Here is a 22,105-nt window from a genome sequence, read left to right on the forward strand (position 1 = left end):
ATATAGGAATGTTCATCTGTTTTTGGGGTTATTAGGGATTTATTTTATCTATAAAAGAAAATTAAATATTAATGTATAATTAAAAGTTCTGGTGCGAAAAATGTTAGGGGAATTGCAAAAAATCTCTACATCTTGGACATACTGATGCTATTACTCTAAAAAAAGTGTGTGATCGGTATGAAAAAGGAAAAAATTTTCATATGGAAGCACTATCAACCTACTATTATCTTATTAACGGTAAGATGGTACCTATGGTACAACCTAAATTTTTGTGATTTGTTGATGCGGATATTCTAGAAAAAGATGGACAATCCATGGCCAAAAAAGAATAGAATATTTAAAATCACATATTATAAATTTTTAGAGGAAGCATCTATAGCGGATGCTTTTTTCTTTGCTATATAAGATTTATATAATAAATGAGAAATTAACTAAGCAGACAATTGAACCCTGCAACTCAAACAACCATACTCATATCTCACAAATTGATTCATAACTAAAATAATTAAACAAACATTTGTTTAATTTTATATAAATGATTTCTTCATTTATAAATTTCTTAGCGTACAAATTCATCAAAATGATATGGTGATCCCAATTAGGATGACGTTTTTTTAAAGTACTGTTATATCTGAGCTTAGGTGATTAGTTATAACTGTCTAGGAGTTTTTGTATGAGAACATAGTGTGTTAATATTTCGTCATTTTTATATATTTTATGTGTTTTTTTTTTTTAATGTATTAAAATCTGTTTTTTCTCATACATTCATTTGATTATTCTTCTTTTTAATTGAATTGAAATGTATCCATTTCCTTATATAAATGAGTATATTTATGTTAAATTGTGTAAATATGTGTAAATAGATAATATGAATATGTAAGTATCTAGAAATATAGCGGAGGGATATTATGAAAAGGTGACAGAAACGAAAAAACAATTATTTATGATTAAAGCATCAAAACAAAATTTAATGGCTGAAAATTGGAAAAGTACAGATTCTAATCAAATTAAACCAGATACACCGAATTCTTCGAATATTTTAGAAGGAAGCCAGTTTGCATGATCGCTGAAAGGGATTGGAGATTTTGAATTTGCGAAAGTAAATTTAAATAAATCAACAGAAGAAATGCAAATTTATTTAAAAGCATGTGTACCACATAACTACTTTGATAGTACATATGCAGGTATTAAAGTGCAAAATACATCAGGTAAAGTGGTATATAACAAAGGAATTTATGGAAATAAGCAACATAATGCTGAGCAAGTAAAATTCGCGGTAAAAGTAGGTGATTTTATTGAGCTCACACATTTAGAAGGTGCGAATAGGGCCACTATTACAAATATGAAAAAACATTCATGAAAGTTTTGGGAATAAAGCGGTGTATGAGGTTACAAAAGAGGGATTGAAAAAAGTAGATAAAATTGTTAATCCGAAACCAGATACAGAAGCTCCCACACAGCCACAAGGAATATATGCAAGCAACATTACTTCTAATAGTGCAGAGCTAAAATGGAATCCTTCTACAAATAATGTAGGTATAAAAGAATATCAGGTATTACGTGATGGACAATGGATTCAAACGGTACAAGGGATAACATTTACTGATCAAAACTTAACAGCTAATAAGGAATATAAATATACAGTGAAGGCTGTAGATGCAGCTGGAAATACATCAATTCAAAGTAACACTCTTTTGGTAAAAACAACAAAATGCATCTTATGAGAAATGGGATCCAAAGAAGGCATATACAAAGGGTGACAAAGTAGAACATTAAGGGAAAGTGTATGAATCTGTTCAAAATCATCAAGGAAATGGTGACCCGGATTGGATATTTGCTTTAACGTTATGGAGCCCGCTTATTTTGAATTTTTAAGTTGATGGCATGGGAATTATTTTATATAAATGAGAATCATGCAACAGTCAAAAGTCAAAAATAAAAAGGAGAAATTATTTTGAAAAAGATTTCATCTTTATTATTAACTATGCCTATTATTTTAGGAAGTATTGCTACGATTCCGCATACAAAGGTTTCAGCTGAAACAATGTCATTCAATCAAGAAACATTCACTTTAGAAACATTGAATCAACAGACAGATCAAGCCATTGCAAATGGTAATTTTGAAGCCCATTTGAAAAATCTCACAGCATATTTGAATGGAAATGTTGGGGGTATGACTGAAGAGAATTTGAAAAAGAAGCTTGCAGACCCAGTATTTGCAGCAGCTTTAGCTCAGTGGCAATTTATATCACAATCAGGTGCTACAACAATGGATGCATTTGCAAAAAAAGATGCTGACCATCAGAAATTTCTTGGCTGGACGATGAAAAATACAAGTGTGATGAATACCTATCTTGAAGGTGGTAGTCCAACGGGAAAAAATTTTGTAAATGCACTTGAGATATGGAATACAATCTGGAATGCGGATGCAAATTCTCACGAAGGGTTGTATTTAAAACTAGCGATAGCTACATCGTTGGCCCATGCTGAACCTATAAAATATTGGACAAACAACCAACCTATTAATCCATTAACAAGGTACCAACATTATAAATCAGCAGATCAAAATAATGAGTTACTTCCTTGCTTTAGAACATATGATGTTTGGCATTTAAGATTAGTAGTGAATACTTGGTCACCAGAAGAAGATTTAACTTGGGCAAGAAATATGATTAATACGGAACATCCAGAACTTAAAAACCAAGATAAGGTAGGGGAAAGTGCGTATTTGATTGATTATGTAACCCATAACAAAGATGGAGTTAGCATTCAAGCTGGAAATGATGCATTCTACGGTTTAGGTTGGAATCTTTCTTCCATTTATAGATTTGGCGGGGTATGCGGTAATATTTCGAAGTTTGGTACGCAAGTAAGCCAAGCATTTGGAGTGGCAGCTATGCCTGTTGGACAACCTGGACATTGTGCACTTATATGGAATAACAAGCCATCTTCTTGGAATTTAGGATATGATATATCTGGATGGGGGCAGTCGAGCCGTCATGATGCAACTGTTATTCCTTGGTCAGATAATAGCCCGACAAATCAAGTGCCGTATATGCTACTATTTGAAAATGCTGAACGTGACCCAGTAAAACTAGATCAATCAGAGCGATTACGCTGGTTAGCGAAAGCGATGACTTCAACAGATAATAAAATTGCAATTTATAAAATAGCCACCAATATTTTACCAATCAATTTTTTAGTATGGGAAGATTACGTTTCCCTTATGTTACAAAACCCAAATGTAACAGATGCTGAGTGGAAAGAATTAAATAACAGTATCATTTCCGTTTTTGCGAATGAACCGCGACCGATGATGGATCTTATTACTCAAATAAAAGATCATGTATCAATTAGAGATGGTATCTTAGAAGGAGACCAATTTGCATGGTCACTGAAAGGGATTGGCGATTTTGAATTTGCGAAAATAAATTTAAATAAATCAACAGAAGAAATGAAAATTGATCTAAAAGCAGGTGTACCACATAATTACTTTGATAATACATATGCAAGTATTAAAGTGCAAAACACATCAGGTAAAGTGGTATATAACAAAGAGGTTTATGGGAATAAACAGCAAAATGATGAAATACAAAAAATTCCAGTAAAGATCGGCGATTTTATTGAACTTACACATCTAGAAGGCAAAGAGAGGGCAACATTAATAAATTTAGAGAATAATAAACGTGAAAACTTTGATAAAAAAGCAATTTATGAAATTACAAAGGATGGCTTGAAGAAAGTAAATCAAATTGTTAATCCGAAACCAGATACGGAAGCTCCCACACAGCCACAAGGATTATATGCAAGAAACCTTACTTCTAACAGTGTAGAGCTAAAATGGAATCCTTCTATAGATAATGTAGGTGTAAAAGAATATCAGGTATTACGTGATGGACAATTGATTCAAACGGTACAAGGAACGACGTTTACTGATCAAAATTTAACAGTTAATAAGGAATATAAATATGTAGTGAAGGCCGTAGATGCAGCTGGAAATACATCAATTCAAAGTAATATTCTTCTCGTAAAAACAAAAAAACAAAATACAACTTATGAGAAATGGGATCCAAAGAAGGCGTATACAAAGGGAGATAAAGTAGAACATCAAGGGAAAGTGTATGAAGCTATTCAAAATCATCAAGGAAATGGTGACCCAAATTGGATATTTGCTTTGGCATTATGGAAGCCACTGTCATAGGGGACTGATGGCATTCCCAAAAACTTAAGAACGGAGACAAAATAAATTGATGGACATGTATGGCAACCCAACTTAGCGTAGTTAATGAATCGGTTTTTTTTTTTTTTGTATTATTGTAACAATTACACCATCTAAAATTAAAATACAAGTTTATGCCATAATTCACGAATAAACAAATTTCAGATGCCTAAGAACTTACATTTTCTCAATATCTATTTTTTTCTATTAGTTATATATTTTAGTTAGGTTACGGTAGTAATCTAACTAAAATATATTAATCAAAGGGGACTGTAATATGGCAACCCAGATTTTATTAGTTTTAATGTTATGAAAGATATATCTGCTGGTACAGATCCCATTGTTTTTCACGATGGATTAAGCGGTAATAAAACAAGTGTAATATCCGCGAGATCATTGTATATTGCGAATCCTAAAAATGTATCTGAACCATTTACGGCAAGTGTATACGCCATTTTTTAATGCAAAAAGGAAGAAGCTCTTTATCAATTTCTTTCCTTTTTATGTCTATCAGATATTTTCAACTGAAAATATCTGATAGACATAAAATATGGCCTTTGCCCTATTTTTGTACGTATCTTGTTTCTAGCGGACATACCAATCTCTTCAAGGCCTGATACGATCAAAAAAAGAAAATTGTACGTTTAGACATATATTAGACATAAATTAACCGATTCCCTGTACGTTAAGGAATTGGTTTTTATTTTTTAAAGGTTAGTTTCTTCTATTATAAATAATTGTTTATGGATTTAATGTTGTAAGGCTTAATTAGGAGAGATTACCCGTGTCATGTCAGAAAGTGTAAGTTTTTTTAATAAATGCATTAAAAGAAGAAACACAGAGTTTTGTTATTTTTGTACTTCCTCAAGTTTTCGTTGATTAATTGCTCGATAAAGAGAGCCTTGTGATATTCCAGTTCCTTCTACAATTTCTTTTATGGAATATTCTTTACTATCATACATACGTAATGCAATTGAGAGCTTTTCTTTTTCTAATTTTGGCCTACCTAACTTTTTACCACGCTTTTTACTTGCTTCTAGTCCTTCTTTTACTCGTTCTGCAATCAAATTCCTTTCTAATTCAGCGATAACACACATCATCTGTAGCATCATAGCCTTTGTAGGTGTTCTTGTATCCATATTCTCTTTCAATGATACAAATTGAATTCCTATTTTTTCAAACTGCTGAATAATGCTTAAGATAGCCAATGTTTTTCGTCTTAAACGTGAAATACTTTCAACTACAACAGTATCTCCTTTTCTTATCACATCAAACAAATTTACAAGGCCTTGTCTTTCTCGAATTGTTCCAGTAAATTTTTCTTTGATGATTTTTTCGCATCCGTATTCAGCAAGAGAATGAATTTGACGATCTAAATTTTGATCAAAAGTAGATACACGTGCACAACCAATAATCATTTATTCTCTCCTGTACAATCGTATAAATTCATTGTACTGAAGGTTGATTTATTGTAAAAATATTTGGGAATATTTTTGGAAATCTGAAAAACCTTATAAATATGGTACGCAAAGTTACAAAAATATTGGTTTTTGGTAATGTTTCTTTTAATGGATTTGTTTATAAAATACATATGAAATTAATCCTGGTTAGTTGTAAATAAACTTTTGACAAAACCTAGCTTATATTTTCATTAAAATTTGAAAAGTTATTAATTTATAGTATGTATAAGGCATATAATGAATAAGTTTTTTAGAGAGAAGGGAGGGGTATAAATGTCAAAAGGAAATGATTCAGAAGGATTAAATCCAAATGCCTTCATATCTGATGGAGCATTTGACCCTAACCTTGTAGGACCTACGTTGCCACCAATTCCACCATTTACATTACCAACTGGACCAATCGGATCTACTGGGCCTACTGGAGAACCAGGATCAAAAGGACCAACAGGTCCACAAGGTGTACAAGGAATTCAAGGAGAACCAGGACCAAAAGGACCAACAGGCCTACAAGGTGTACAAGGAATGCAAGGAGAACCAGGACCAGAAGGACCAACAGGCCCACAAGGTGTACAAGGAATGCAAGGAGAACCAGGACCAGAAGGACCAACAGGCCCACAAGGTGTACAAGGAATGCAAGGAGAATCAGGGTCAGAAGGACCAACAGGCCCACAAGGTGTACAAGGAATGCAAGGAGAACCAGGACCAGAAGGACCAACAGGCCCTACTGGTGAGGGAATTATTGGACCGACAGGCCCTACTGGACCAGCTGGGACTGGTGGCGGTAGTTTAACGGGACCGACAGGTCCGACTGGGCCAGCTGGAGGTCCAACAGGCCCTACTGGCTCAACAGGTCCAACAGGCCCGATTGGAATTACTGGACCAATTGGTCCTACTGGATCTTTAGGTCCAACAGGTCCACAAGGAGTTCAAGGAATTCAAGGAGAACCAGGTCCTGAAGGACCAACCGGATCTCAAGGAGTTCAAGGAATTCAAGGAGAACCAGGATCAGAAGGACCAGCAGGACCTCAAGGAGTTCAAGGAATTCAAGGAGAACCAGGCCCAGAAGGACCAACAGGACCTCAAGGAGTTCAAGGGATTCAAGGAGAACCAGGCCCAGAAGGACCAACAGGCCCTCAAGGAGTTCAAGGAATTCAAGGAGAACCAGGCCCAGAAGGACCGACAGGACCTCAAGGAGTTCAAGGGATTCAAGGAGAACCAGGACCAGAAGGGCCAACAGGATCTCAAGGAATTCAGGGAATTCAAGGAGAGTTAGGACCTACGGGAGCTACAGGGCCTATGTTACCTGGTGATAATATTTTTGTAGCAAATAGTTCTGCAACTATTACAACTGCACCATTTGCTCCACTTCCTATGCTTTCTACTATAACTGTTAATGGTACTTCATTAGCATTGGCCTCTCCAGGTGTTTCTGTATTAACAGCAGGAACTTACTATATAATTGCAAAATGTACTATACAAGCACCAGCAACTCTTGTCGCAGCTATTGCCCTTGCTGTAAATGGAGCCGCTATACCAAATACTAGTTCTTTAACTGGTGTTGCATTTTCGCAACTTCCAATACTAGGAACTCAAATTATGACATTTGCAATTGTTAATATCCCAGCAAATGCGACGGTAACTGTCATTAACAACAGTAACAGTTCTGCTACATTTGGAAATGCTAGTTTGGGTATATTTAGAATAGGTTAGTTAGTAAGGTTTTGTTGTAAAATTACGGTAAAGAAATTTATCTTCCCAAATGACTAGCTGATAGGAAAAGTAAAATTGTTGGTTTCAAATTCACTACTTGAAAAATATCTCCACTATCTAAATTACAAATAACTGATATCCCTAAAAAGACCTTCTTATATAAATAAGAGGGTCTCTCCTTTAGTACCGATCTTTAAAACTAATCTCTCTAAAAAAAATGAGAAAAAAAGCAACATCGAATTTTTGGATTTCCAACATTTTTTCGTGATTGGAAAACATCCATTCAAAAAATAAGTACTAAATTGAATCTTGAATTTGATCAAAGAAATCTAAAAACCTAAAAACCTGCTTCTTTAAGGGTATTTAGAACGACGTTTTACAAATTTGCAATATAATAAGGGATCACCATACATGCCTATCAACTTAAGGTTAGAAACGCCACGATTTTCCGCTGATTGAAATGAAAAACTTTTAAACAGTATAATCTTCTTAAAAAAAAGCATACGAAATAAACCCTAACGGGTTTCATTTTTTTACTTATGCAGTTTTCCTTTGCTTTCTATATCTACTATACTCATAAATAACACCCATGATTTCAAAGACTGTTTTCTTCTCATATCTGTGAGATTTCCGCCCGTTTTTCTGTAGAAGGTGGAACAGGCGAATCAAAAGCTTTGTTATTTTTTGGGTGCCTTTCTGTATAGCTTTATATTCACTTAATTTTTTTGCTTCTTCTGCAACAAAAATTGGCGCATTTTAAACATAGTAGAGTGACCCCATGCCCATCAACTTAAGGGTTTTCACTACCCCCAAGTGTCAAAAAACGTTATTCTTTCTAAAAAGCTAGCTAGAAAGGATGATTTTTTTTATGAATCTTTCGATTCAAGATGAATTACAACTATTTTCTGAAGAGCTATATCGTCATTTAACCCCTTCTCTTTTGGAAGAACTCGCAAAAGAATTAGGTTTTGTAAAAAGAAAACGAAAGTTTTCAGGAAGTGAATTAGCTACCATATGTATTTGGGTAAGTCAGAGTACATCGAGTGATTCACTTGTTCGACTATTCAGTCAATTACACGCAGCCACAGGTACTCTTATGAGTCTAGAAGGACTCAATAAGCGTTTTGATAAAAAAGCTGTTGAATTTTTAAAATATATTTTTTCTGCATTATGGAAAAGTAAACTTTGTAAAACATCAGCCATTTCAAGTGCAGCACTCACATATTTTCAACGCATTCGTATTTTAGATGCGACGATTTTCCAAGTACCAAAACATTTAGCTCATGTATATCCTGGATCAGGTGGCTGTGCACAAACAGCAGGTATCAAGATTCAATTAGAATATGACTTACACAGTGGACAGCTTCTAAACTTTCAGGTAGGTCCAGGAAAAAATAATGATAATACATTTGGAACAGATTGCTTAGATACCTTACGGCCAGGTGATTTGCGTATTCGTGATTTAGGCTATTTTTCATTAGAAGACTTAGATCAAATGGATCAACGTGGCGTGTGATATATATCAAGACTTAAGTTAAATCATACCGTCTATATGAAAAATCTGTTTCCGGAATACTTTCAAAATGGGACAGTCAAAAAACAATCACAGTATATCCAAGTGGATTTAGAAAACATTATGCACACGTTAAAATCAGGACAAACATATGAGATAAAAGAGGCGTATATTGGTAAGAATTAAAGATTATTTACAAGAGTAATTATCTACCGATTAACAGAGGAACAAATACTGGAACGTAGAAAAAAACAAAGCTATACCGAAAGTAAAAAGGGAATTACGTTTTCAGAAAAGAGTAAACGATTAACAGGTATCAACATATATGTTACGAATACGCCTTGGGAGATGGTTCCGATGGAACAAATCCATGATTTTTACTCCCTTCGTTGGCAGATAGAAATCGTATTTAAAACGTGAAAATCTTTATTTCAAATTCATCACTGGCAAACTATCAAACAAGAGCGATTAGAATGCCATGTGTATGGAAAGCTCATTGCCATTTTTATATGTTCCTCTATGATATTTAAGATGCGTCAACTTCTGTTGCAAAAGCACAAAAGAGAACTAAGTGAATTAAAGCAATTGGGATGATTCAAGATCATCTACTCCTGTTATATCAAGTAATACAGAGAAACACCCAAGAAATAGCAAAGGTCTTAATCCGCCTGTTTACCCTACTACAGAAAAATGGCCGGAAATCTCATCGATATGAGAAAAAAACTATCTTTGATATTATGGGTGTTATCTATGAGTATAGTGGATATAGAAAACAAAAGAAAGTTGCATAAGTAAAAAAATGAAACCCGTTAGGGTTTATTTCGTATACTCATTTTTAAGGTGATGATACTGTTTCAAAGTTTTTTCATTACAATCAATGGAAAACCGTGGCGTTTCTATCCTTAATTTGATGGGCATGTAGAGTGACCCCTATTAGAGAAAAATGGATTAACTTATAAAATTCATAAGTACTATTTATATTCGAACAATGAGGGAGCTGTCCAATATTACTATATAATAACAACTGACAATACAATTATTGATTTGTGTCTCTCTGATTTTCCGGAAATCTTCGCTGTCCATGAAGGATTTAGCGATAAACAAATTAGAAAAATATATAACTGGAACTTATAAGTCTATATAAGTAACAAATATAATTAATGGAGGAATGAAGAATGAAAATTGCTGTATCGGAATGGAAAACATTGAAAAAAAGAGACAAAGTTAAAGCTATTGCGCTATGCGATGTTAGAAAGTAAGTATAAGTATGCAAAATAAAAGTTCTTCATTTGCAAGAAGCAAACAAAGAGCAAAGTCATGAGTGACCGTAGAGAAAAGGGGCGTGTAGGATGTAAGAAGGTCGTATTTCCTTTCAGCAAGGGTTTAAAGAATTTCTTATTATGATTGTGTGTTTTTGGTTCATTATGTTTCTCATGTATGGTGAAAGCCTGTTACAATAGAATGAAGTCGAAAATCTAAATACCCTTAGGTAGCTCTCATAGGTTTAAGATCTATGGGGGCTTTTATAATAAGGAAACATAAAATTTCACGTACCGTAATGTTTAATAAAAAATATAACATATAATCAATAGTCTACGTTTAATTTTGTACCTAATTAATCCGCTTAATGGATTTGGTCTCGTCTGTTTTGGATACTATCTTATGTGAAATGGCGATTTTATTTTTATATCGGATAGATTTCTTGCGAAATATGTACCTAGAGCCGTATTTCAATTTAAATATGATAGTATTACACTTAGTATGAGCCTTATATTTTATTATTTTGTACTAATCATGGGGGTATGTATATGCGTAAATTGTTCAGTGAAAAATGTGTACTAGAAAGAGAAACAAACGAAGGTTCATCGTATTTTGTAGTACCAGAAGAGAAATTTCAGAAGTATGTGGTGCTATGGGGATATTTAATCCCACATGGAGTTTTCAATAAGCCTAATAAATGGGTAAATACGTATACGATCAACCCATTGGATAGATATGTTTTAGTAACAGAATTCAATCCAGAAGAGTATGAATATATGATTTACGAAGAAACAAGGGTTGCTAGAAAATTGCATCAAATATTAGAGTCTTATGGAATAGATATTAATAATGAATTTGAAGAGTTCGTAAAGTTAAAAGAGATTCCAAAAGCAGCTATAAGCAAAGTGAAGGACTGTTTATTAGAAAAAGAGTGTATGAATGAATATCCAGAAGACTTTCCAGTAGTAGACGGCTATGAATATATAATTGAGGGACAGAAAACGAAACTTTTTGTTGAAACTGAAACTTATCATAATGATGACACACTATATGACCAAACAGGGAATTTTAATCATAGTTATATCGTTGAAACTTATCGTAAGACAGTTACAAATGGATTGATTTATGTGTTTAAAACGCATGACAATGAATGGTATCAATATTATGCAGCAGACGCTAGTAAAGACTGTTGGATAATGAAAGAAGTTTATGATGATGAGTTAGAAAATTTACCAATTTCATCTTATGAGCTAATTGAAACAGAGCAACGTGAGATTCCAGAAGAAGAATTAACGCCTAATATTAGCTGGAAAGAATTAAGAGATCCGAATAATGAATGTGATTTCTATTACTCTGATAAAATGTTTGCAATGAGTTTCTTAGCAAATGAGGGAAGATATAATGTAGTAAACATTGACGGGGAATGGAAAAGATATAGTGAAATGGTCTTTAAAGGAGAAGAACCATTTTCTAAATGGGATGATTTAGTATATATTGGGACGTCGACACAAGGAGCAATTGAAGGGAGGCAATTTACCCAAGAAGAAATGATGCAATTTGCAGTGTATATGCGAGAAAAAAGAGAGAAGTCATCATTGCATTAATCAAAAGAAAAGCTGTTATATAAATATTAAAGATTTCATTAAAATAAGGTATAGTCTAGATTTTAATTATTTAATGGAGGAGAAGTTATGGAACGAGTCGATGTAGTATATGCGCTTATTTATGATGATACAAATAGAAAAATTCTTATGGTTGGAAACAAACGTGAAAATGGTAGTGAATGGAGCCTCCCAGGAGGGGCAAGAGAAAGTGGGGAAACATTGGAACAGGCAGTTATCCGTGAGACATTTGAAGAAACAGGGTTAACAGTTGAAATTAAAGATATATTTGCTATTAATGAAAAGTGTTTTCCGCATGCACATGCTGTAATATTCACCTTTATAGCTAGAATAGTCGGAGGAAAAATATCTATTCAAGACAAAGATGAAATTACTGATATTAGTTGGATAAACATAAAGGAAGCTGAAGAAATTATGTTTTACTTTCCTAATGGCGTTCAAAATTTATTAGAAAAAGGACTAGTAGCTCCTTACTACTTCCAAACTAAGTAGAACAAAAAGAGCAATTACATAGTTTAGAACATTTAGAAAGCTAATTCTATCTATATATTAAGAAAGAATTAGCTTTTTGGTATTTATTATTCTTAGCGTGGGTTTTTTCCAAAATGCTGGCGGTACCCCATCGCTATCAACCTAAGCTTCTTAATTACCCCCATAATGAAAATTTTATATCTTTGCCAATTGTATTCCTCTACACTCGAAGGACAAGTTTTATTACCATTATGACAAGTTAACTTGTCATAATGGTAATAAAACTGTACAATAAACATATAATTAATAAGGGGTGGTTACAAATCATGCAAAAAGAAGAGATATTAAGAAAATACAAAAAAATGGGGAGAGATGAACGTAAAGAACTTATAGAATTAGATTCATCTAGTTACGGCTTAATAGCTGTACTTGTTTTAGTCCTATTTTTCGGTTCTTGGAAATTGATGCATGGTATTAAAAGTTACGAATTAATTTCAATTTTTTCTGGTTATATAGCTAGTACAAGCTTTTATAAGTTTAGAAAGTTAAAAGAACAAAAATTTCTTATTGCAAGCATTTTAGCTATAATGAGTACAATTGCAAGTGTCATAGTTTTCTTTCTGGAGGGATGATAATTGAAAGATGAATTAGTACTGCAAAATCGTTTGAAAGTAGCAAGAGCTGAGAAAAAAATATCACAGGGAGAATTAGCTGAAATGGTAGGAGTATCTAGACAAACAATTAGTTCTATTGAAACAGGACAATTTTGTCCAACTGCAAAGTTAGCATTAGTACTCTGTATAGCGCTAGATAAAAAATTTGAAGAATTATTTTATTTTTGATTAATTGGTGTACTAGAGATCGAAACAAATCTCTTTCAATCTAGTTTTTCTTATACATAAAACAAAAAATACGCTATCCTTGCTGTATCATCATAGGAAAGGGTGGCTTTTTTGTATGTCTATTTCTGTATCTGATGAATTACAACTATTTGCTCAAGAAATTCAAAATCTCTTATCTCCAGATTTTTTAAGAAATCTTGCTAGAGATGTTGGTTTTGTACAACGGACCAGTAAGTACCAAGCAAAAGATTTAGTAGCTTTATGTGTATGGATGAGTCAAAATGTTGCTAAAACCTCTTTAACTCAGTTATGTAGCTGTTTAGAAGTATCAACAGAAGTTCTTATCAGTCCTGAAGGACTGAATCAACGATTTAATAAGGAGGCCGTGCAATTTCTACACCAAGTGCTAGCTGAACTTCTCAGTCAAAAGTTATCTTCAACCAAGCTGCTCTCTTCTCCTTACAATTCTAATTTCAAGCGTATTCGTATCCTAGATTCAACTGCATTTCAACTTCCTGATGTATTTTCATCTGTTTATCCAGGTGCAGGAGGGTGCAGTCATACAGCGGGGGTGAAGATTCAGCTTGAGTATGACCTATTAAGTGGACAGTTCTTACATATTCATACAGGTCCAGGTAAACAACATGATTGAACCTATGGTTCTCTGTGTGTCCCAACTGTGACAGCGAATGATTTATGTATCCGTGATTTAGGTTATTTTCACTTGAAAGATCTTCAGCATATACAAAATGAAAATGCTTACTATATCTCGCGTATTAAATCCAATACACGTATTTATCAAAAAAATCCCAGCCCTAATTATTTTCAAGATGGAAGAATTAAGAAAGGTACAGAGTATATCCAGATAGACATGGAGGTTTTAATGAACTCACTTCAACCGGGACAAACATGCGAAATACCTGACGCTTATGTAGGAATGATTGATAAAGTACCAACTCGTGTCATTGTTCATCGGCTAACAAAAGAACAACAAAAAAAAACGATTACAAGATCAAACTGTGAGGGAAAAAAAGAAAGGAATGAAGTATTCTTCCCGTAGCAAACGACTCAGTGGTATCAATGTATATATGACAAACACGCCGACAGATATTGTCCCGATGGGACAAGTACATGACTGGTACTCTTTGCGCTGGCAAATTGAAATTTTATTTAAAACGTGGAAATCGTTCTTTCAAATTCATCAGTGTAAAAAGATAAAACCAGAAAGATGGGAGTGCCATTTGTATGGACAATTGATAGCCATTCTACTCTGTTCTTCTATCATGTTTCAAATGCGGCAATTACTTCTTATAAAAAAGAAACGAGAACTAAGTGAGTATAAGGCCATATATATGATTAAAGATTATTTTCTACTTCTTTTCCAAGCTATACAGAAAGACACCCAAGAGCTATCAAAAATTCTACTTCGTTTATTCAATCTCCTGCATCAAAACGGGCGAAAATCTCACAGATATGAGAAGAAAACAGTCTTTGATATTTTAGGTGTTGTTTACAATTGTACTATGTCTGATAATCAAGCGGCTTAATTCAAAAATGAAACCCATTAGGGTTTATTTCGTATGCAAATCTTTCTTACGATTAGTCAACCTGTATTTTTAGGTTTTTACTGGAGTAAATATCAGGAGGAACAAATACTTATTATTATGCATACCAAAGATCCCTAATATATACTCGTTTTTTTACTAGGGGTGAGATATGATGAATGAAACTATGATATTAGGCCGTTAACCGATAATCATAGTTTATATCATGTGTAATAAGGTGAAAGAGGAGCTTCAAGAACTTGTTTACACATGCAATGGACGCAACTTTATGACATTTGTTATAGGGTTGCGTTTTTAATTTATCGTAATACTCAACAATGTGATTTTGTCCGTAACGTCGTTGTTTAATCATGTTCTGAATGATGAGGAAAAGGAGCTTCCGCAAATGTTTATTTCCACGTTTATTGATTTTATCTTTAAAAAAGGTTTTACCTGATTGAAAACGGCGTATATCAATACCAGCAAATACATTAAGTTGCTTGTTATTGTTAAAGCGAGTAATATCTCCTATTTCAGCCATCAAGCGTATTGCAGTATTCGGTCCAATCCCAGGAAGACTGAGAATGATATTGTATTCTGCACGTTGCTTGGCTCTATATACCATCTTGTTAATACAGCATTCTTTTTGGTAAAGAAGCTCTTGATAGCGTCTTGCGTATAATTTGAGTTGATCACATAGAACATCGTTCTGAGAAACAGCAGGATAGGAAGTTTTCGCTATTTCCAGTATTTGAATCGCTTTTTTCTCCGCTGTAATATTTGATAATTTTTTATTGGTGTTGGCACGAATACGATTTTTTATAATGGTTTTTGAAAGACCTAAAATACAATCTGGGTGGGGGAATAGTTGAACAAAATTTAAAAACAAATCAGATTTACTGGTAAACATTCTCTCCAACTCAGGAAATGTTAATTGGATTACTTTATGCATACGACCACGAATTATCGATAATTCACTATCCAGTTCACTATATAATCTAGAAAGCGATTTTAGCTGGTAGAATAAATTATCAGTTCCGGTAAATACCCTTCGGGTAGCTGTAAAATGAGTGAGAGCTAATCGGTGTGCGTCGCTCCGATCGGTCTTATGAATCCGTAAGGAATCACATTGTAGCTTGGCTTCTAATGGGTTTAATAAACAATATGTATACTGATTATCTTGCATAAATCGTTCTAACTGCCTGGAATAGATACCTGTTGCTTCGAATACGATTTTAGGCAATTCACCGGTCTTATCTGTAAGCTCATGAATCTTTTCTTGTAGCTTTTTGAATTCAGGTTTGGAATGCTTGATTTCACTTTCAAATACACATTGTTTCTGTGCATTATAAATTCCCATATAACTTTTACCCATACTGATGTCAAACGCAATTACGTGTTTCATAAAGTTCCTCCTTAGGTGGAATTGAAGCCTTCAACTTACACTTATCGATTCTCATTTCTTATACACGATCTCGAAGACCAACATACTAAAAACTGATTCAAATAAGGTAAGTGAAGAAAATCAGTTTTGTATACGGATTCAGGATCCCAAGACACCCACCACCTTCTCTTCACTTCTACTATTCTTAGTATGTTTTGTATAGCTTGATACAAAAGATATACATAATCTTGGATCATTCCTATCGTTTTATATTCGCTTAATTCTCTTTTCTTCTTTTGCAAAAGAAGTTGGCATATTTTTAACATAGTAGAGGAGCACAGGAAAATAGTGATTAACTTTCCATATAATTGGCACTCTAATCGTTCTTGTTTTACATTACGATAATGGTCTATTTTGAAGTTGTTTTTCTGTTAATCGCTTAAAAATAACACGTGAACATAGTTGTTGTTTATCATCAATATAAGCATGTTTTAATTCAAATGTTTCTCCGGGGTGTAGTTGGTTTAAAATCTGTTTCACATCAATTTTTATGTATTCCGATTGTTTCTTAATTGCACCATTTTTAAAGCATTCGTATCTTTTCGATATGTTTTATACGGGTGATAAAGCACGAACCCAGCAGCAAGATAGTACAGGGATTGGTTTATTTATTGCAAAAAATATTGTAGAGCAGCATAACGGTACGACTTCTGCCGAAAGTAATTTAATACGAACAATATTTGAAGTAAGATTACCAGCGGACGATGGTGCTGAATCTAATTTAATAATTTAATAAAAATTTTAAGTTTACCCCACTTTTTATTTAAATAGTTTTTTCTATCCTATACGTAAGTAAGGTTAAGAAGGAAACTAGAAATGAAAAAGTGGGTATTTTTTTGCTTTTTATATTGTGCACAGTATGTGCTGGTATTTTATAGTACCATTATTCCAAAATGGCGTAGAGGTTAAGAGAGTGGAAAAGATGATAAGGTAGCTTCTACGCATACAGAAAAGAAAGAAATTACCAAAAAGCAAATTTATAAAGGTGATCTATTACTAGTTAATAAAGATTATCCAGTTCAGAAAGATAGCATAAAATCCGATATTATAAACTTATTTCAAAATAAAGAGTTAGTAAGAGGCTATGGAGTACTTGATAGAAATCTTCGTCATTGTGAATAAATTTTTGAAGGTCGTAGATGCGGCGAAAAAAGAAGGTGTTCTTCATTTTTTGATCAGTCGTGGTTATCGAGATTTTAAAGAGAAAAGGAAGCTATATCAAAAAATGGGCTCTGATTATGCATTGCCGCAGGATATAGTAAACATAATTTAGGTTGTAGGGTCTACTCAAATGAAAATGGATTGAAGAAAGAGGTATGGAAGTATGGCTTTGTTTTACGCTATCGATAATTTATAGAAGCCTGATAAGGAGGAGTTTTTAATGAAAAAAATGCCGAAAGTCTTTTTATTTAAGGTACAAGCGCTTAAAAATGTAACAACTGATGATTTACGTTTGAAAGGGAAGACAATTGTAATTGACTCTGGTTATGGCGGGGGAGACAGAGGAACAAAGGGAAAGAAATATGGAACAATAGAAAAAGATCTTAGTTTAAAAGTAGCCCAAAATATAAAAAAAGAGAACGGATGCGAAAGTCATTTTGACACGTGAAAAGGATACTAGCTTATTATCAGAGACGAAGCAAAAAGAAGAATTACAAGCACGGGTAAATATAGCTAAAAATCATTCAGCAGATCTTTACATTAGCATTCATCATGATGCTTTTGAAGATACGAGTGTGCAAGGAATAACAACTCATTATGGAGCGAATAAATGGTCAGATAAGAAATTAGCAAAGAGCATACAAAAAGCTATTTTCAATCAAGATGTAGATGCTCGAAATAGAGGCGTTAAAGGTAGTGATTATCTTATTTTAAGGGAGAATTCAACTCCAGCTGTTTTAATTGAGTTAGGATTTACTTCGAATGAAAGTGATGAGAAACGAATGAATTCAGAAGAATTCCAAACAAAAACAAAAACAAAAAAAGGTATTGTTGATGGGATTAGTGGATATTTTACAGCATGAACTTGTTTGTAATTAATCAATTAATGAAAAGATACAATTTTTTCATTAATATAAATAGAAAGAGTTGTATTCTTTAGAGTGAAAATCTTCCTCTTGTCTACAGGAAAGTGTATTTCTTTATTAATTTCGACATCATCTGCATTTTATCTTTCTCTATTAATCTATTTATTGTAAAGGCAAGATTAAACATAATAAATCCATTAATCAAGCCTAAATATTTTAATGGTACAACTTTAAAAACCACAAATAAGATGCTCTATACATCTAGTAATAAGTTGTATTTTCAAGGAATCGATGGTTTAAAAACTGGATTTACAGATGAAGCAGGCTATTGTTTTACAGGAACAGCAAAACAAGGTGAAAGAAGAATGATTTCTGTTGTCATGGGAACCAGTGTAGATGCCAAGCGTTTTATAGAAATAAAAAAATTATTTTCATATGGGTTTCATAAAGTTTATATACCTTTTTTTGAATCTGTAAAATGTATTTTGAAATTATAATAAATAGTTAAAGTGAAATTATATAAAAAACCTCCCGCAATTTATTAGATCGTTACATCACAATACGAAACAGGTTATAAAAGTGGTATCTATAAGGAGTAGATAAAATGAATAGAAAATTAATAGGCGGCTTAGTAGGGGTGAATTTTTTACTTTTCCTGTGCATATGTAATTTTCTTCCAAGTATATTTGATATTGCTAAAAGTAAAGAGAACATTCAAAGTGGTGATGGGGGGGTTATAACTATTACCTTTCCAGATGCTATGGATGTGGTAGTGAATAAGCGTAGAAAACTTCCAAGTAATTATAGACCTAATGATTTAATTGTGCCCAATGTTAAGTTTTCATTTGATGAGATTCTAGAGAAAAATTATATGCGAAAAGAATCTGCTATTGCTCTGGAAAAATTATTTTTCTTAGCAAAACAAGATGGAATAGTATTACATGCCATATCTGGTTTTCGCTCTGAAAAATATCAACAAAGTGTCTATAGGCGAAATGTAGAGACGCAAGGTAAGTTACAAGCTGATAAAGTTTCTTCAAAGCCAGGGCATAGTGAACATCAAACAGGATTAACGATGGATGTTTCTACGGATAGTGTCAATAATACATTAGAAACTCAATTTGCTAACACAGCTGAAGGAACCTGGTTAAAAAATAATGCTCATCGTGCCGGTTTTATTATTCGTTATTTAAAAGGAAAAGAACACATTACGGGTTATTCATATGAACCATGGCATATTCGATATGTTGGTGAAATTGCTAAAGATATTTATGAAAAAAACATTACCTTAGAAGAATATCTGAACATAATAGATTAAACTATTTATCCCCCGTATATAGGGGTTCGACCGAGATACATGTAATTTCGGGTCACATACTGTATTATATTTCTATTATCAGGATTTAGTGTAACAAAAAGGTATTTCATTAATAATGTTACGGATTATTTTTAATTTTGTTACAGCTAATTCAACGGTTAAGATATTTCATATTTTTAAATATAAAACGTAACAAAAACGACCGATTATGTTACAAATAACATCGAAAAACACTTATTGGTAAATAATGTATTTATGTGACCTAGTTTTACACGTATTTCGGCTGAACCTCTAGATACATTCAGAATCTAATTTAAACTAGATTCTTTTTTATTTATGGAAGCGTTAAATATTCCCCACATACTATTTGTAAATAACCCATAAGTTAATCTCCTTACATACTACATGTGGATTCTTTTTTGCATAAACAGTTATATAACCGGGTTATAGAAGTTGTAGCGACATTTCGGTTCACTCATACACATAAGGCGACTAAATCTTTTACTTGATACTTACTGGTCCGTTGCACAAAACTAATATTTCTAGCAAAATCTCGTCAGATATAGAAACAGACAGATAAAAAAATGCCATCTTTTCTAATTTAGCTTGTTTAGAAAAAATAAAGGTTTTTAAGTACTTTTGGGTATTAAAATAGCTTAAGCTAAAGGGCATTTATGATGAAATCACTAAACTGGAAGTTAGATTCCCTAGTACTATGATCTAGTTTTAAACGTATCTCAACTAAATCTCCCTATTATACAAGCAGAGTGGACTAGTATAAAATCGGGGGTATGAAAATATATAATGAGCAAATTTTTTAGAACGCCAATAGAATAGAAACGAAATGATATAGGAGTGGGGTAAAATGAATCGAATTTCAATTTTAATAACTGATGACGAAGCGGAAATTGCTGATTTAATTGCGATACATTTAGAAAAAGAAGGGTATCATGTTGTAAAAGCGGCTGATGGGGAAGAGGCGATTCGAGTTATTCAGTCTCAGTCAATAGACTTAGTTGTGTTAGATATTATGATGCCAAAAATGGATGGATATGAAGTGACGAGGCAGATTCGTGCGAAACATCATATGCCAATCATTTTCTTAAGTGCGAAAACGTCTGATTTTGACAAAGTGACAGGTCTTGTACTAGGCGCGGACGATTACATGACGAAACCTTTCACCCCAATTGAATTAGTTGCGCGTGTAAATGCACAACTACGCCGATTTCTTACGTTAAATCAGCCGAAAGTGGTGGAGAATAAATCCGCTTTAGAAGTAGGCGGAGTTGTTATTGACCGTGAGCAAAGAACAGTAAATGTGTACGGAGAACAAATTGGGTTAACGCCAAAGGAATTTGATATTTTATACTTATTAGCGAGTCATCCGAAGAAAGTGTGCAGTGTGGAATATATATTTCAGCACGTATGGGCAGATGATTTTTATGAAGGTGGGAATACAGTTATGGTACACATTCGTACGTTGCGGAAGAAGCTTGTGGAAGATAAAAGAAAGAATAAGTTAATAAAAACAGTTTGGGGAGTAGGGTATACTTTCAATGGCTAAAAAGATGAGAGGTTTTCGTTCGGAGATGGTTATGCTATTTGCGTTAAGCATGATATTAGCTGCTGGCGTAACGTATATGATGCATGAGGGATTACGACTCTATTATAAATTAGGAGTTCGTTATGAGGATCCCTTAGCTCAAATTCGCTCAATGATAAGGCAAATTGGGGATATTAATTTCTTTTTAATTATATTTATCCCTCTATCCATTATGTTTTTCTTCTTCCTTACTAGACCGTATTTAAAATATTTTGATGAGATTTCTAATGGGATTCACCATCTTGCAAACGGTGATTTTACAAATCAAGTTCGTGTTACATCCAATGATGAGTTTGGATATATCGCCCGCGAAATTAATGTAGCGAGTGAGAAATTAAAAGAAGCAGTTGAACGAGGAGATTTTGCGGAAAGTAGTAAGGATCAGCTTATTATTAACTTAGCTCACGATTTAAGAACGCCGTTAACATCCGTTTTAGGTTATTTAGATTTAATTCTTAAAGGTGAGAATTTGACGAAGGAACAAATTAAACATTTTTCCACAATTGCTTTTACGAAATCCGAAAGACTGGAAAATTTGATTGATGAATTATTTGAAATTACGAGAATGAATTATGGGATGCTGCAGCTTGAAAAAAGACCGATTGATATAAGTGAATTGATTATACAGTTAGATGAAGACTTGTATCCGTTATTAGAAAAAAAGGAGTTAGAGGCGAGATTGAATATGGATCCTCATTTACCTATTAACGGTGACGGGAAATTATTAGCCCGAGTATTTGAAAATCTTTTAACGAATGCGATTCGCTATGGGTATGATGGAAAGTTTGTTGATGTGAACGGATATATTGAGAGTGAAGAGGTAGTTGTACAAATTATAAATTACGGAGATAGCGTTCCAGAAGAGGAGTTACCGTATCTTTTTGATGTGTTTTATACAGGTGATAAAGCTAGAACGGAGCAGAAAGGTGGTACAGGCCTTGGGTTATTTATTGCAAAAAATATTGTCGAGCAGCATAATGGTACTATTTCTGCTGAAAGCAATGTAATTAGAACAACATTTGAAGTGAGATTGCCAAAAGAGGAGAGCGAAGCAATTTAATAAAAATTTAAA

General features: G+C 33.4%; 10 protein-coding genes and 13 pseudogenes. 19 read left to right on the plus strand and 4 right to left on the minus strand.

Annotation, left to right across the window (positions count from 1 at the left end; all coding sequences use genetic code 11):
• Positions 1-177: 177 nt before the first annotated feature.
• The 4 genes and pseudogenes from AC241_RS34520 to AC241_RS35540 all read left to right on the plus strand — a co-directional run.
• Positions 178-282, plus strand: a pseudogene (locus AC241_RS34520) (IS6 family transposase); the annotation flags it as partial.
• A gap of 640 nt (positions 283-922) precedes the next feature.
• Positions 923-1,875 (plus strand): annotated as a pseudogene (locus AC241_RS30750) (putative mucin/carbohydrate-binding domain-containing protein); the annotation flags it as partial.
• Positions 1,876-1,954: 79 nt separating this feature from the next.
• Complete coding sequence (locus tag AC241_RS30755; RefSeq protein WP_050845555.1) at positions 1,955-4,201, plus strand: putative mucin/carbohydrate-binding domain-containing protein; 2,247 nt, start codon at positions 1,955-1,957, stop codon at positions 4,199-4,201.
• A gap of 297 nt (positions 4,202-4,498) precedes the next feature.
• Positions 4,499-4,681: pseudogene (locus AC241_RS35540) on the plus strand (DeoR family transcriptional regulator); the annotation flags it as partial.
• A 386-nt stretch (positions 4,682-5,067) separates the two neighbouring features.
• Here AC241_RS35540 and AC241_RS30760 read toward each other — a convergent pair.
• Positions 5,068-5,637: a recombinase family protein gene (locus tag AC241_RS30760; protein WP_050845556.1), complete on the minus strand. Its 570-nt coding sequence runs from the start codon at positions 5,635-5,637 to the stop codon at positions 5,068-5,070.
• 315 nt (positions 5,638-5,952) lie between these two features.
• Here AC241_RS30760 and AC241_RS30765 point away from each other — a divergent pair.
• Positions 5,953-6,984, plus strand: a pseudogene (locus AC241_RS30765) (exosporium leader peptide-containing protein); the annotation flags it as partial.
• A gap of 942 nt (positions 6,985-7,926) precedes the next feature.
• Here the strand turns inward: AC241_RS30765 and AC241_RS34525 are convergent.
• Positions 7,927-8,159, minus strand: a pseudogene (locus AC241_RS34525) (IS4 family transposase); the annotation flags it as partial.
• 98 nt (positions 8,160-8,257) lie between these two features.
• On the opposite strand from AC241_RS34525, the pseudogene AC241_RS30770 reads away from it, so the two are divergent.
• The 7 genes and pseudogenes from AC241_RS30770 to AC241_RS30800 all read left to right on the plus strand — a co-directional run bounded on the left by AC241_RS30770 (position 8,258) and on the right by AC241_RS30800 (position 14,644).
• Positions 8,258-9,693 (plus strand): annotated as a pseudogene (locus AC241_RS30770) (IS4 family transposase).
• A gap of 139 nt (positions 9,694-9,832) precedes the next feature.
• A pseudogene (locus AC241_RS34530) lies at positions 9,833-10,036 on the plus strand (hypothetical protein); the annotation flags it as partial.
• 674 nt (positions 10,037-10,710) lie between these two features.
• Complete coding sequence (locus tag AC241_RS30780) at positions 10,711-11,766, plus strand: hypothetical protein (RefSeq protein ID WP_050845558.1); 1,056 nt, start codon at positions 10,711-10,713, stop codon at positions 11,764-11,766.
• An 87-nt stretch (positions 11,767-11,853) separates the two neighbouring features.
• Entirely contained in the window at positions 11,854-12,276 is a 423-nt protein-coding gene (locus AC241_RS30785; protein WP_050845559.1) for an NUDIX hydrolase, read from the plus strand.
• A gap of 305 nt (positions 12,277-12,581) precedes the next feature.
• A complete protein-coding gene (locus AC241_RS30790; RefSeq protein WP_050845560.1) occupies positions 12,582-12,887 on the plus strand; it encodes a DUF6442 family protein in 306 nt (101 codons plus the stop codon).
• A gap of 3 nt (positions 12,888-12,890) precedes the next feature.
• A complete protein-coding gene (locus AC241_RS30795) occupies positions 12,891-13,097 on the plus strand; it encodes a helix-turn-helix transcriptional regulator (protein ID WP_000651002.1) in 207 nt (68 codons plus the stop codon).
• 115 nt (positions 13,098-13,212) lie between these two features.
• A pseudogene (locus AC241_RS30800) lies at positions 13,213-14,644 on the plus strand (IS4 family transposase).
• Positions 14,645-14,834: 190 nt separating this feature from the next.
• Here the strand turns inward: AC241_RS30800 and AC241_RS30805 are convergent.
• Positions 14,835-16,046 carry an IS110 family RNA-guided transposase gene (locus tag AC241_RS30805; RefSeq protein WP_050845561.1) on the minus strand — a complete coding sequence of 404 codons (1,212 nt, stop codon included), beginning with the start codon at positions 16,044-16,046 and terminating at the stop codon, positions 14,835-14,837.
• A gap of 182 nt (positions 16,047-16,228) precedes the next feature.
• Positions 16,229-16,619: pseudogene (locus AC241_RS34025) on the minus strand (IS4 family transposase); the annotation flags it as partial.
• A gap of 1 nt (position 16,620) precedes the next feature.
• On the opposite strand from AC241_RS34025, the pseudogene AC241_RS30810 reads away from it, so the two are divergent.
• The 7 genes and pseudogenes from AC241_RS30810 to AC241_RS30840 form a co-directional block, all read left to right on the plus strand.
• Positions 16,621-16,818: pseudogene (locus AC241_RS30810) on the plus strand (ATP-binding protein); the annotation flags it as partial.
• Positions 16,819-16,901: 83 nt separating this feature from the next.
• Positions 16,902-17,429: pseudogene (locus tag AC241_RS34030) on the plus strand (M15 family metallopeptidase domain-containing protein); the annotation flags it as partial.
• 46 nt (positions 17,430-17,475) lie between these two features.
• A pseudogene (locus AC241_RS30820) lies at positions 17,476-18,109 on the plus strand (N-acetylmuramoyl-L-alanine amidase family protein).
• Positions 18,110-18,333: 224 nt separating this feature from the next.
• Positions 18,334-18,609, plus strand: a pseudogene (locus tag AC241_RS30825) (D-alanyl-D-alanine carboxypeptidase); the annotation flags it as partial.
• 107 nt (positions 18,610-18,716) lie between these two features.
• Positions 18,717-19,430 carry a M15 family metallopeptidase gene (locus AC241_RS30830; RefSeq protein ID WP_050845565.1) on the plus strand — a complete coding sequence of 238 codons (714 nt, stop codon included), beginning with the start codon at positions 18,717-18,719 and terminating at the stop codon, positions 19,428-19,430.
• An 865-nt stretch (positions 19,431-20,295) separates the two neighbouring features.
• Positions 20,296-20,994, plus strand: a complete 699-nt coding sequence (locus AC241_RS30835) for a response regulator transcription factor (protein ID WP_050845566.1) — start codon at positions 20,296-20,298, stop codon at positions 20,992-20,994.
• Entirely contained in the window at positions 20,987-22,093 is a 1,107-nt protein-coding gene (locus tag AC241_RS30840; protein WP_050845567.1) for a sensor histidine kinase, read from the plus strand. The genes AC241_RS30835 and AC241_RS30840 overlap by 8 nt, the downstream gene beginning before the upstream one ends.
• Positions 22,094-22,105: the final 12 nt, after the last annotated feature.

The sequence above is a fragment of the Bacillus thuringiensis genome (assembly GCF_001182785.1).
Classification (GTDB): Bacteria; Bacillota; Bacilli; order Bacillales; family Bacillaceae_G; genus Bacillus_A; species Bacillus_A thuringiensis_S.